This is a genomic window from Ilumatobacter fluminis (genome assembly GCF_004364865.1).
Lineage (GTDB): Bacteria > Actinomycetota > Acidimicrobiia > Acidimicrobiales > Ilumatobacteraceae > Ilumatobacter > Ilumatobacter fluminis.
The window spans coordinates 133,090-145,567 of the sequence record NZ_SOAU01000001.1; the positions used below are offsets into that span (position 1 = coordinate 133,090).

Here is a 12,478-nt window from a genome sequence, read left to right on the forward strand (position 1 = left end):
TGTCACGTCGGTCGGTCGGTGATGAGGTCGTGTCGCATGCGGCCGCGGGCGCTCGGGATCTCCCATTCCCAGATCGCCATCGCACCGCGGACCCACCGGTTGATCTGGACGGCGATGCCCGGATCGAACAGAGGCTGCTCCACGCCGGCCGGCGGTGCGTCGCCGTCGATCGCTGCGGCGATGTCGTGTGCGGTCGCATGCTCGAGCCACGCCAGCAGTCGCGGTTCGGAGATGAACGGCGACGGTGACGACGGGCTGTCGGTTGCCGCGGCTGCGGTGAGCACGGCTCGGCTCGCGAGCGGGGTGTCGAGCCGCCCGTCGAGCGGCCGGAGTGCTTCGACGGCGCCTGGTCGAGTTGCGACCAGCGGGATCGCCGGGAACGGATCGGGAACGGCGTAGGGGCGTGGCGCCCCGATGAACTCCTTGTCGATCACGAACACGCCGGGCAGCGGCACGCCGGTGCCATCACCGCTGAGGTTCGCCTGCAGCATCGAGAGCCAGGTGCGAACGACGGCGATCAGTCCGCTGACGCGAGCCGCCGCGAACGAGGTGCCGCGATCTCGCTCGCTCGTCGCCAGGGCGCTGCGGCCCCAGGCGACGACGTCGGGGTCGAGGTCGGGTCGTCGCTCGCCGCCGCGCGCCGAGTAGTGGGCGACGGTCGTCCCGGCTTCGTCGTCGGTCGCACCGACCGCCAGCACGTCGTCGGACTCGGCCCACGGCGACAGGGTCTCGAAGCGGTAGGTCGGGTCGTGCCCGTTGCCGGCCGCGACGACGCACACGGTGAGGCCCGACACGTGGTGGAGGGCGTGAATCACGCTGTCGTCGGGTGAGGTGGGAACGAGGGCGTCGTGTCGGTCGCCGAGCGACAGGTTGATCGCCGCACAGATGGCCGGGGGTGCCGCGACACCGATCGGCTGTCCTTCGACGTACGGGTACGGGCGACCGGGCTCGACACCGCCGACCGTCCACTGGTGGCGTCGGCCACCGATGATGGCCGCGGCCCGATCGAGCCCGTGCAGGATGCCCCGTCGATCCGCGGTCAGCGGTTCGATGCCCACCACGCACGACAGATCTCGGAGTGCGCCTTCGTCGGCGCCGTCACCGGGGACGACGGCGATCGGGATGTGCTCGTACACCTGGATCGCCGAGGTCACCGTCGCCAGCTCGCCGATCGCGTCCGCGGTCCGGTCCCGGTCGATCAGCACGCTCAGGTCGGCCATCTCCTCGCCTTTCGAATCGGCCCCGCCACGAGGCGATCACGACGTTACGGAACGGTTCGGCGGCTGTCCAGACCCCGTCGGGCACCTGGGGTCGTCGCGTGAGCGGTCAGGAGATCTGGCTCGGTTCGCGCTCGGTGGCGCGGCGGTTGTCGGCGACCGAGTGGAGCGGTGACGTCGCCGGATGGGTGCGAGCCCACCGACGTTCGCGTCGGCGCTTCACCACATACCGGCGGCGGGCGACGACCGCGCCGACGAGCGCAGCGAGCAGCCCGAGCGCGATCACGACGGCAGTCGGGATCGACGAGCCGGCGTCGACACCGGACGACTCGGTCGCGACCGTGGTCGGTGCGGCGGTGGCCGGTGCAGCGACGACCGGCTCGGTCGTGGGCACCGTCGTCGGTGACGGTTCCTCCGTCGACTCGCCGTACACGCCGAGGGCGCGGGCGGTCGCCTCGTCGACGGCACCGGTGACCTGCAGGTCACCCGCCTCGCGCTGGTAAGCGGCGACGGCGGCCATCGTGTCGTTGCCGTACACGCCGTCGGCGCCGCCCGGCACGTCGATCCCGGCGTCGATCAACGCCGCCTGGGTCTCGGCGACCGCGTCGCCTTCGGCGCCGGGCACGAGGATCGTCCACGGCGCAGCGGCGGGGCTGACGTCTTCGCCGGCGAGCACCCGCTGGAGGACGCCGCTGATGTAGGTGGTGACGGCGTCGACGCCGCTCGGCGACAGGTGGACGCCGTCGTACTCGAACCAGTCGCCGGCGCCGGTCGAGTAGGCGGCCCAGTCGGCCACTTGGAGGAAACCGCCCGATTCCGCCGCCGCCTCGATCAGGCGCTCGTTGTACTGGCGGAAGGTGTCCGTGCTCGACTGTTCCTGCGGGTCGGAGTAGTCGACGTCGGCACCCGACCGCAGCGTGAGCCACACCACGTGCTCGACGTCGTACGTGCGGGCCGCATCGGTGACGGCGGTGATCGCATCGTCGATCGAATCCGCCGGATCGTTGTAGCCCGACATCACCACGAGCACGTCACCCAGCTCGCCACCGAGGGAGTGGATCGTCTCCACGACCGTCGCCGATCGGTAGCCCTCCCGACTGATGCACGAGGTGACGAGGGTGCGTCGGCACGACTCGGCGTTGAGCGCGAAGTCGAACGACCGCAGCGACCCGTAATCGGCGTACCAGCGCACCCCGGCCAGCGTCGAGTCGCCGATCAGACTGACGTCGCCGATCTCACCCGCAGCGTCGTAGCGAATCGTCTCGTCCGCCCCGACCGACCCGGCCGTGCCGGCGATGGCGCCGGCCGTCAGCGCCATCGACGCGGCGAAACCACGCCAACCGCGGCCGAGCCGCCGAGCGGGGTGCGAGGAAGCGTCCATCGAGACGAGACACGGTATCCGCCGATGCCGACGGCCAGAGATCGGGCCCGCCGGCCCGCCCTGCTCGACCCGCCCGCCGAAGGCGTGAACAAACTGCGGAACTATTCCGCATTTTGTTCATGCGTTCGCCGTACCGGCCCGGCCCGGTCAGAGGCTGGCGGCGATGTCGCGCAGTTGGTGGGCGAGGGTCTCGTCGCCGTGCACCGTCAGTGAGGCCAGGTCGCCTCGGCCGTTGAGCCAGAGGTGGAGGTCGGCCGCGGTGCCTTCGACGGTGGCGTCCGGCGGTTCGTCGACCGGGTCGAGCGCGTCGAGGTCGTGCTCGGTGCCCGACTCGGGCGCGGTGCCGATCATTCGCCCGAAGGCGAGCGTCCAGGAGTCGTCGGTGTCGCCGGGCTGCAGCCGGATGACGCCGTTCCCGCGTTCGAACCGGCCCCACTCGGGCACGCCCGTGAGCATCACCTCGATCACCTCGGCGATGCCGTCCGCGGCGAACGCGGGCGAGAACGCAGGCAGGTCGGTGCCGGCGGCCAGACATCCGTCGACGTGGTGGACGGCGGCCTCGTGCGACTGCCGCCGGAGGGTGAATCCGACTGTCTGCTCGTCGCCCCAGCTCCACGCCGGCTCGGCGGGGTCGACGCCGGCGAGCGCGTCGAGCAGGCCGGTGGCGGCCCGTTCGAGTCCGTCGATCAACTCGTCGTCGGCAGGCCGTGCCGGCTCGACGTACTCACCGGGCCCTGTCGGCCGGTTCGCGACCACGCCGGTCCAGAACAGTTCGACTTCGGTGAGGTGCCAGACGAGGTCGGCCATGGTCCAGTCGGGGCAGGAGGGAACGGGCGTGTCGAGCGGAACCCGGCGAGCCACCTCGGCCAGCCCGAAGGCATGCTCCCGGATGACTTCGGTCCCCACGACATCGAGCGAGCGGCGACTCATCGCCGCATCATGACACGCCCCACCGCCCGACCGACGCCCGATTCCTGCGGACCGACCGCGTCCGCCGAAGGCGTGAACAAACTGCGGAACTATTCCGCAGTTTGTTCACGCGTTCGCCGGGTGCGAGCCCGGTGGTGCTGCGGGGTCCGACTGCTCGTGCCTCTACTGTGTCGGTGATGGAGGAGCGGTTGGCGGCGCCTGCGTATCACCGGGAGTTGCGGGCGCATCTCGAGTCGACCGAACCCGAGCTGTGGCGCTGGTTCTCCGAGTCGGCCCACCCGACGCAGGAGCAGATCGACCAGGCCGAGCTCTCTCTCCTGAAGACGTGCTACCGACTCGACGGTGACGTGCACTCTGCGCTGGCCGGGATCGCCCAGGTCGTCGCCGGCAAGCTCGGCCTCGACCGCGAGATCGTGCTGTACCAGGAGTTGAACAGCGACGTCCGCAACGCCCGGGTGCTCCGCCTCGGCGACCGCATCCACATCGTGTTCGCCGGCGACCTGCTCGACCTCCTGTCGGTGGCGGAGCAGGAGGCGGTCCTCGCCCACGAACTCGCCCACGCCCACCTCCACGAGCGCGACGACCGTGCGTTCTGGGTGCTCGACCACATGGTCCACCGCATGGACGAGGAGGCGAACGCCGCCGACGCGATCGGTGAGACCGCCCGCCGCCTCCGCCTCCACACCGAGGTCTACGCCGACGCCATCTCGCTCGAGATCCTGGGCGATCAGCGGGCCGTGGTGTCGGCGATGGTGAAGGTGAGCACGGGTCTGCGCAACGTCGACCCCGACGCCTACCTGCGCCAGGCGCGCCAGATCGTCGAGTCGGAACAGGTGGCGAGTGCGGGCTGGACGCACCCCGAGCTGCACGTGCGCATCGCCTGTCTCGCCGCCCGCTCGACCGAGGCGGAGGACGAGATCGTCCGCCAACTCATCGACGGCCCGGACGACCTCGACCACCTCGACCTGCTGGCCCAGCTCCGCCTCCAACAACTCACCCGACGCGTGCTCGCCTCCGGCGCCCGCGTCTCGGCCGAGACCGCCCAGTACCTGAGGAACGTCCCCGAGCTCGATGTGTCCACGGCGAACCTCGACACGATCGAACGCCTGGCCGACGACGAACTGACCGCAGCGACCCCGTCCGTCCGCCACCTGAGCGGAGCCCTCCTGGTCGACCTCGCCCTGAGCGGCGACGACCTCGAAGGCGTGCGGCAGTTCGAAGAAGAAGCCAAGCGCCTCGGCGTCGCAGAAGAGTTCACCAAGATCCTGACCAAAGCAACGGCCCGATCATGAACCGAAGGGGGTCAGGTGTCAGAGGTGACGGCGAGGAACGAGCCGTTACCGGCGATCACCCGACCCCGGACAGGTGCGCGACGCGATGACCTACGCACGGCTCCTCTCCGAAGCCACCGCGGCCGAGCAGCTCCCGTCGACCGGCGATGTGCTGGCCGTCGGCCTGCCGTTCCTGCGGCAGCTCGACGACCTGCACCGCCAGGGCCAGGTGTCCCGCATCAACGGCACCGATGCGGTCACCTACGACGGCACCTCCCTTCAGCTCGCTACCGGCCACACCCAGTCCCCGAAGCGCGACGAGCGCCTCACCCGCCGCCTCGATCCACCCGACCGGGCCCAGGCCATCACCGTCCAGCAGCGTGTCGCGATCGACGACCGCCAGGCCACGAGCCTCGACGTCCACGACGACGCCACCACGCTCCCGGATCGCCCAGTGTTCGAGATCGGCTACCGGGCGTGGGAGCAATCGCACGGTGTCCACGACGAGTTGACCGACACGTACCTCGCCGGCCTCCTGCTCGCAGGCTACGCGTTCGGGCTCGACCTCGACCGGCCCGACGATGTGCACGAGCTCGCCCTCCGCCACCGCCACCTGACGACCCTGAACCCGAACCTGCACCCGGTCGTCGCCGGCGTGCTGACCGATCTCACCCAGCCGAGCCGTCACCGTCGCCCCGCCCAACTCTCGGCGGTGATCGCCCAGCTCGAACACCACCGTGAGGTGCCGCCCGATCTCGACCTCGCCGACGCCTACGCGGCGGAGGAGGGATGGCGGAAGGCCGTCCTCGCCACCTTGCGCGAGCGCGTGTTCGACGTATCTCGCCGCAACCGTGCCCTCTACTTCAAGCCGACGTCGGCGAACGTCTCGCTGACCGAGGCGTCGGTGCCGCTGCTGCTCGACGTGAACCGGATCCGCCCCGATGACCTCCTCACGTGGACGGGCAAGGCGGGTGCGGCGTTCCGGTCGGGGAAGGCGGTCGACCTCGAGCAGTGGTGTCGGTTCGAGGAGGCGCCGCACCTGGCGCCGGCGCTCGACACGATGATCAGCAACGAGCGCAAGCTGCGCGCCGAGCACGGCCACGGCCGCCTCCAGCTCATCGCTGCGTTCCTCCGCTGGGTCGATCCGGAGACGGACGAGCACGTCAACTCGCCGCTGTTCGTGACCCCGGCCGAGCTGACCCGCAAGAAGGGGGTGCGCAACCGGTATCGGGTGCAGACCGAGGAGGGGCTCGACGTGAACCCGGTGCTGCGGCACGTGTTCCGCTCCCGCTTCGGGGTGACCCTGCCGGAACGGATCGACGGCGACGCCCAGTCGATCCTCACCTTCGTCGCCGACTTCCAGGCCGCGGTGCGGGCGACCGAACCATCCCTCACGATCGACCTGGTCGACACGCCCCGCATCCACCTGATCCGCCGCCGGGCACAGCTCCGCGTCGACGCCTACCGTCGCCGCAAGGCGCGGGCGATGGCGAGCCAAGGCAGGTGGCGTCGACAGGACCACAGCTACGACCACGACGACTGGCGCCCGCTCGGCCTCGCCCTCTACCGGCGCTTCGTCCGCTCCGCCGAACTGCCGCTCCGATCGATGACCGACGCAGCGCCACGTCCGCCACAACCGAACGCGATGGCCCCGTCGCTCCCGCCACCGTCCGGCCGAGCAGCGGCCACGCTCGAGCCGCCCGGTGCCCGTGAGCAGACGAACTATGCGGTGAGCACCGGCGACGTGAGCCGGCACCGATGGGAGGTCGACCTGTGTGCGGTCACCCTCGCCTCGCTCGGGTCGCGTCGCACGAACCTGGCCCGCGACTACGACACGGTCCTCGCCGCCGGCGCCGAACCGTCCGGCTTCGCCGACGACGCGACCGCCCCGGCCTTCGAGTCGTTCGAGTCGATCTTCGCCCCGGTCCCGCGCCGAACCGACCAGGCGCCGCCCGACCCGTTCACGGTCGATCAGCCGCTGGTCCTCCCGGCCGACGACGCGCAGGCGCGGGCGGTGCGGAAGGCGTCGGCGGGCGAGTCGTTCATCATCCAGGGGCCGCCGGGCACCGGCAAGAGCCAGACGATCACCAACCTGTTGGCGACCCTCGTGGCGGACGGGAAGCGGGTGCTGTTCGTGTGCGAGAAGCGGGCGGCGATCGACGTGGTGGCGCACCGCCTCCGCCAGGCGGGGCTGGGCGAGATCGTGGCGACGGTGCACGATTCGCAGCTCGACCGCAAGGAGGTGATCGCCGACCTCGGCGCCACCTACGAGTCGTGGCTCGCCGACGGCACCGACGACCGCGAAACCGCCCGGACGGCGGCACTGGCCGCGGTGCACGAGGTGCTCGATCCGCTCGAGCGACTCTTCGCCGAGGTGACGGACGAGCGCGGCGACCGGGCGAGCCTCGCCTCGATCGTCGAGCGTCTGGTCGGTCTGCGGGTGCGCCGGGTGGAACCGGCCGATCACCTGCCCGACGGTTTGGAGGAACCGGCGTGGCGCGCCGCCCGCCCGGCGATCGACCGGGTCGTCGCCGCAGCCGCGGCCGGCGGACGAACCGGCCCGCTCGGAGAGGTGGCCGCACTCCACGTTCAGCCGAATCAGCTGACCGACGGCGACCCGGTCGTGACCGCCCGCGAGGTCGGCTCGCAACTGGCGGCCGCCGTCCCGCCCTTCCTCGACGCGACCGCCGCCGCCGGCACGCCCGACCAGCCGGTCACCGTCGGCTCCGTCCGTCGTGTCGCCCCGGTCGCCGGCTGGCTCACCGCCTTCCACGAGCGCGGCGTGATCGGCGTGCTCGACCGCAGCCATCCCGCCCACCTCGACCTGCGCGCTGCCCAGGCCGCGCTCGACGCGGCGCAGGCCGAGGCCGACCAGAAAGGCACCGCGCGGGAACGGTGGACGACGGTGCTCGACGCCGCCGACGCGCGTGCCGCCCTGTCGGTGGCGCAGTCGAAGGAGGGGTCGGCGTTCAAGTTCCTGTCGGGGTCGTGGCGGAAGGTGAAGTCGCTCGTCCACGGGTCGTATCGGTTCGCCGATCACCAGGTGGAGCCGTCGGTGACCCAGGTGCTGACCGAGCTCGTCGCCTGGCACGACGCCAACGACGCCGTCGCTGCGCAGCGAGCGGCGCTCACCACCCGCTACGGCACCGACGATCTGCCCGCCGTCATCTCGATGATCGACGGCCTGGCCGGCGACCCGCTCGTCGCCGCCTGCGCCGCCGGTTCGGTCGACGTGCCCCGCCTCGTCCCCGCCCTCCAACAACTCGGCGAGGTGACCGCCCGCATCGTCGCCGACGACACCACCCCCGACGCCGACCTCACCCCGCTCGCCGCCGGGCTGGAGGCCACCTCCGTCGTCGACGAACCGCTCCTCCTCGCCTGGCGCGACTTGGCCGAAGCGCCGGCGCCCGTCATCGCAGCGGTGTTGCAGCCGGGCTCGACACCCGACGCGATCGAGCGGGCCGTGCTCGACGATGTCCTCCGTCGCGCCGGTGGTGCGAGTGCGTCGATGAGCGGTGCCCGGCTCGACGAGGTGGTCGATCAGGTGCTCGCCCGCTATCGCACCCTGCTCGACGCGAACGCCGGCATGGTCGCCGCCCGCGCCAAGCGTCGCTTCCTCGATCACGTCGAACACTCAGAGGCGTCGATGGCCGGCCGGTCCGACGAGGACAAGGAGCTGAAGCGCACCTACAACGCCGGCCGGCGCGTGCTCGAGCGGGAATTCCAGAAGAAGATGCGATTCCGGTCGATCCGTGAGCTGGCCGCCGGCGACTCGGGTGCCGTGGTGCGCGACCTCAAGCCGATCTGGTTGATGAGCCCGCTGTCGGTGTCGGACACCCTGCCGCTCGACGGCACCTGGTTCGACGCCGTGGTGTTCGACGAGGCGAGCCAGATCCCGGTGGAGGACGCGGTGCCGAGCCTGTTCCGGGCGCCGCAGGTGATCGTGGTGGGCGACCGGATGCAGCTCCCGCCGACCCGGTTCTTCGCCGCCGAGACCGATGACGACGACGGTGAGGTCGACGTGGTCGACGACGACGGTCATCGGGTGACGGTCACCCTCGACGCTGACAGCTTCCTCACCCAGGCCGACCTGTCGCTGCCGTCGTCGACGCTGACGTGGCACTACCGGTCGCGGTCGGAGTCGCTGATCGCCTACAGCAACCACGCCTTCTACGACGCCCGTCTCGCCACGGTGCCCGACCGCCTGTTCGACGGCGACGAGCGCCCCGACATCGTCGTGTCGGGCCCCGACGACGCCCGGGAGAACCTGGCCGAGGTGCTGGCCCGGCCGATCTCGTTCCATCGGGTGCCCCACGGTGTGTACGAGCACCGCCGCAACACCGCCGAGGCCGACTACGTCGCCGAGCTGGTGCGGGCCGTGCTGGTGTCGGGGTGCGGGCTGACGATCGGTGTGGTGGCGTTCTCGGAGGCGCAGCAGACGGCGATCGAGTCGTCCCTCGCCGATCTGGCGGCGGTCGATCAGCACTTCGCCGAGTTGTACGAGGCGGAGCAGAACCGTGTCGACGACGGTGAGTACGTCGGGCTGTTCGTGAAGAACCTGGAGAACGTGCAGGGCGACGAGCGGGAGCTGATCATCATGAGCGTCTGCTACGGCCCCGACCCGAACGGCAAGATGCGCATGAACTTCGGACCGGTCAACCAGGCCGGCGGCGAGCGCCGCTTGAACGTGATCTTCAGTCGGGCCAAGCAGCACATGGCGATCGTCAGCACGATCGAGGCCCCGGCCATCACCAACCTCCACAACGACGGCGCCGCCCACCTCGCCCGGTTCCTCGCCTATGCGCAGGCCGAGAGTGCGGGCGGCGACGGGGGAGAAGCGGTGCTGCGTTCGTTGCGGGTCGGCGACGAGTCACCCGGTGCAGGAGCCAGGTCGGCCGTCGCGGCGGAGCTGGCCGAGCGCCTGAGGCAGGAAGGCTTCGAGGTCGACACCGACGTCGGCCGCAGCCAGTTCACCATCGACGTCGCCATCCGAGGAGACGACGGCTACCGCCTGGGTGTGCTCATCGACCCAGGCGACGACGACACGTCGGCAGAAGCAAGGTTGGTGTCAGAAGCCGCAGTCCTCAACGCCTTCGGCTGGCCCGTGACTCGAGTGATGGTGACCGAATGGTGGACGAACCCCGACGACGTCATCGCCCACGTAACCACCACGGGTCGGGTGTCGTAGGGCACGACGACGAAGTCGGCGTTTCCGACGGCCTCGCACAAGAGGCGCAACGGCGGCGCATGTCGGACGTTGGCCTGATCCGGCGCCGCGCCGCCGGTGGGACGCCTCGTCGGTTGCGGGCGGGCACTCCCGGCCGAACCGCCAGCAAGTCACAGAGAACGAGCCGTAGGCGAACCCGTGGTGCCTTAGGTGGCTACTTGGAGGGGCAGTTGCGTTTGTCGTGCCCCCGGTACCCACACACGCTGCAGGTCCCGGCATTGGCGGATACGTCGCAGGATCTGCGGTCGTGTCCCTGTTCCCCACAAATCGAACACGTCCTTGTTCCGCTTGCACTCACTGGGGCTCCAATCTTCGCTCGTTGCGCTCGGGATATGTCTATCGATCGGACCGTGACTCGTTCGCGACACGGTCTTGCGTACGGAACTCGTGTTACATTCTCACGGCCGGCTGCAGGTCCAGACCGTAGCGCCCGCGACATAGGGTCAACCGTTCCAGATGACCTTTGGTTCGCCGGAGCGCTCTTGCCGGTCTTCTTGTGGCCTGAAGCGACTACTTGCTGTTCAGCGTGCCGTCAGAGCCAACTTCAATGAGCTCTTTGTCAGCCGCACGTAGCTTCGCAAATACTTGCCGCGTTGAACGTCAAGATCCATGGTGTCCCCAACTTCGTTGAGTTGCTAGCGGGCGAACCGACCTTTGACTTTGCTCAGCCGGCCCCTGGCACCGTCGCCTTCGTTGCGGAGGAACTGGGCGACGGGCGCGCGGCGCTTCGGGAAGATGAGCGTCATCGGTTCTGTCGAGCCGCGACCGTCCTTGACCGTGAACGTCATGGCGTTGTTTTCGTCGTGGACGAGGCTGAGCGATCCGAGCGGGATGTCGGTGATCGCCTCTCCGTCAGCGATGACGAGGCGCAGCCGCGACGTGGTTGCCACGACGATGCCGAACTTCGGCTCCGACTTCTTCAGGCTCCAGCGGCTGGATTGCTGTCCACGACTGACGCCGACGTAGTCGTCGTCGACCAGGTCCTCCTTGTGGCCGAGATCGACTGCCATCTGGTTCCGCATCCGCACGGCGAGGTCCGTCGACTTCGCCCGCCGGATGGCAGCGCTCAGCGATTGTGGCCGGCGTTGAAAGGTGACCTGATCGCCGCTCATCGCTTACCGGCTCCCGGATCGGTCACTTCCAGCCCTTCCGTGCCTGCGGGAACGTCGCGTGAATGTGGAGGCTGGTGGCGCCGCTCTTCTGCATCATGCCGCCGAGATCGAAGCCGAGCCCGCCCAGCTGCACCCCGAGCGAACCGTTCACCGAGTAGTTCCTGCTGCTCTTGATGTTGAGCTCGACCTCGGCCGAACCGTTCTCGAGCACGCTCATCACGGCGGCGGCGAACCCCGGCTCGTCCGGCCAGTTGAGCGGGTTCGGATCACGGGGCGCGTTGCCCGACCCTTCATGACGAAAGTCGAAACCGCTGTTCTCGTCCCGTTGCTGTTGAAGACCACCACCCTTTCCATTGATCCTGGCGCGGAGGCCGCCGGCCTGTGAGACCTCTCGAAACGTCTCGCACACAATTGTCGAAGCACCAAGGACGTTCATGATGCGGATCGCCTCGTTGTAGCGGTCGCGAAGCGACCAGTCGTCGTACTCGCCGAACGGGACCAGCAGGGTTTCGGCCGGTCGGTGGACCACGACGTAGACGAGGTGGGTGCGCACAGCGCCCTCGACCGACCGAGCTGCCCCCACGGCGGAGATGTGGTCTTGGCGAATCTCGACCTTGTTGTCGACCTCAACGGGTTCCTCGTCGTAGTACGCGACCAACTGGCTCATGGTTCTCCTGCTCTCTCGATCGACTCGTGATGAGGCGGAGCCGAACCACACGTCTCGCAGCTGACACCCGCGAACTGCTGCAGATCGTGACCCGCCGCCGAGCAACCGGTTCGCCAACCGGAGCTCGACATCTGGGACCGTATCGCCTCGGGCCTCGCTCAGTTGTCACCGCAGAAGGGACAGCTGCCTCCGACGGGGTGGGAGATGAAGCAGTTCGGGCACAGCTGGGTGTCGGCAGCGTCGTCCTGGCCGATCGAGCGACTCTTGGAGCGGGTCGGGAGGAGGTACGAGCGGCCGTTGTTGTCCAACGGTTCGAACTCGAACTCGTCGGTGTGCGCCAGCCCGCCTGGGGCCCAGACTCTGGTCGGGCTGACCCAGATGTTCCCGAGCGGCGTGTGGACCCTGACCTCTCGGCTCGACCCGGGGTTGCCTTCGTCGTAGTGGTCGATCGTGGTACCCGACAGCTCGACAAGTCGGTCGACGATCCGCTCAGCGGTCGCCTGATTCGACGCATCAAACGTGGGATGAAGCTCCGCCATGAACCGCCAGGCTGCTGCTCGATTCGGAAAGTGCTCGCGACCCATGCCATCCGAGCGTGTCACATCCGACCGGTCGTGACCGACGCCGGCAGGCGGGTTGTTCCGGCACGGCTGAAGCGTCCGACCAGGTACCG

Annotated in this window: 8 protein-coding genes; 2 read left to right on the top strand and 6 right to left on the bottom strand. The window is 69.5% G+C overall.

Features of this window, described 5'->3' with window-relative positions:
* Positions 1-2 precede the first annotated feature (2 nt).
* The 3 genes from BDK89_RS00640 to BDK89_RS00650 form a co-directional block, all read right to left on the bottom strand.
* The gene (locus BDK89_RS00640) at positions 3-1,220 is read right to left on the bottom strand and encodes a S8 family serine peptidase (RefSeq protein ID WP_133867112.1); all 1,218 of its coding nucleotides are present in this window, start codon (positions 1,218-1,220) and stop codon (positions 3-5) included.
* A gap of 106 nt (positions 1,221-1,326) precedes the next feature.
* Positions 1,327-2,598 carry a peptidoglycan-binding protein gene (locus tag BDK89_RS00645; RefSeq protein ID WP_208293911.1) on the bottom strand — a complete coding sequence of 424 codons (1,272 nt, stop codon included), beginning with the start codon at positions 2,596-2,598 and terminating at the stop codon, positions 1,327-1,329.
* A 147-nt stretch (positions 2,599-2,745) separates the two neighbouring features.
* On the bottom strand, positions 2,746-3,528 hold the full coding sequence (locus tag BDK89_RS00650; RefSeq protein WP_133867113.1) for a maleylpyruvate isomerase family mycothiol-dependent enzyme: 783 nt from the start codon (positions 3,526-3,528) through the stop codon (positions 2,746-2,748).
* 176 nt (positions 3,529-3,704) lie between these two features.
* On the opposite strand from BDK89_RS00650, the gene BDK89_RS00655 reads away from it, so the two are divergent.
* Together BDK89_RS00655 and BDK89_RS22505 are read left to right on the top strand one after the other, a co-directional pair.
* A complete protein-coding gene (locus BDK89_RS00655) occupies positions 3,705-4,820 on the top strand; it encodes a M48 family metalloprotease (RefSeq protein WP_133867114.1) in 1,116 nt (371 codons plus the stop codon).
* 85 nt (positions 4,821-4,905) lie between these two features.
* Positions 4,906-9,987: an AAA domain-containing protein gene (locus BDK89_RS22505; protein WP_133867115.1), complete on the top strand. Its 5,082-nt coding sequence runs from the start codon at positions 4,906-4,908 to the stop codon at positions 9,985-9,987.
* Between the two features lie 674 nt (positions 9,988-10,661).
* Here the strand turns inward: BDK89_RS22505 and BDK89_RS00665 are convergent.
* The 3 genes from BDK89_RS00665 to BDK89_RS00675 all read right to left on the bottom strand — a co-directional run bounded on the left by BDK89_RS00665 (position 10,662) and on the right by BDK89_RS00675 (position 12,344).
* Positions 10,662-11,138 carry a hypothetical protein gene (locus BDK89_RS00665; protein ID WP_133867116.1) on the bottom strand — a complete coding sequence of 159 codons (477 nt, stop codon included), beginning with the start codon at positions 11,136-11,138 and terminating at the stop codon, positions 10,662-10,664.
* A gap of 22 nt (positions 11,139-11,160) precedes the next feature.
* Positions 11,161-11,805, bottom strand: coding sequence for a hypothetical protein (locus BDK89_RS00670; RefSeq protein WP_133867117.1), 645 nt, complete (start codon positions 11,803-11,805; stop codon positions 11,161-11,163).
* A 158-nt stretch (positions 11,806-11,963) separates the two neighbouring features.
* Positions 11,964-12,344, bottom strand: coding sequence for a hypothetical protein (locus BDK89_RS00675; protein ID WP_133867118.1), 381 nt, complete (start codon positions 12,342-12,344; stop codon positions 11,964-11,966).
* Positions 12,345-12,478 lie beyond the last annotated feature (134 nt).

Bases quoted from the DNA above. Each gene is read 5' to 3' on its own strand.
- BDK89_RS00640 (WP_133867112.1), bottom strand. From the start codon at position 1,220: ATGGCCGACCTGAGCGTGCTGATCGACCGGGACCGGACCGCGGACGCG.
- BDK89_RS00645 (WP_208293911.1), bottom strand. From the start codon at position 2,598: ATGGACGCTTCCTCGCACCCCGCTCGGCGGCTCGGCCGCGGTTGGCGT.
- BDK89_RS00650 (WP_133867113.1), bottom strand. From the start codon at position 3,528: ATGAGTCGCCGCTCGCTCGATGTCGTGGGGACCGAAGTCATCCGGGAG.
- BDK89_RS00655 (WP_133867114.1), top strand. From the start codon at position 3,705: ATGGAGGAGCGGTTGGCGGCGCCTGCGTATCACCGGGAGTTGCGGGCG.
- BDK89_RS22505 (WP_133867115.1), top strand. From the start codon at position 4,906: ATGACCTACGCACGGCTCCTCTCCGAAGCCACCGCGGCCGAGCAGCTC.
- BDK89_RS00665 (WP_133867116.1), bottom strand. From the start codon at position 11,138: ATGAGCGGCGATCAGGTCACCTTTCAACGCCGGCCACAATCGCTGAGC.
- BDK89_RS00670 (WP_133867117.1), bottom strand. From the start codon at position 11,805: ATGAGCCAGTTGGTCGCGTACTACGACGAGGAACCCGTTGAGGTCGAC.
- BDK89_RS00675 (WP_133867118.1), bottom strand. From the start codon at position 12,344: ATGGCGGAGCTTCATCCCACGTTTGATGCGTCGAATCAGGCGACCGCT.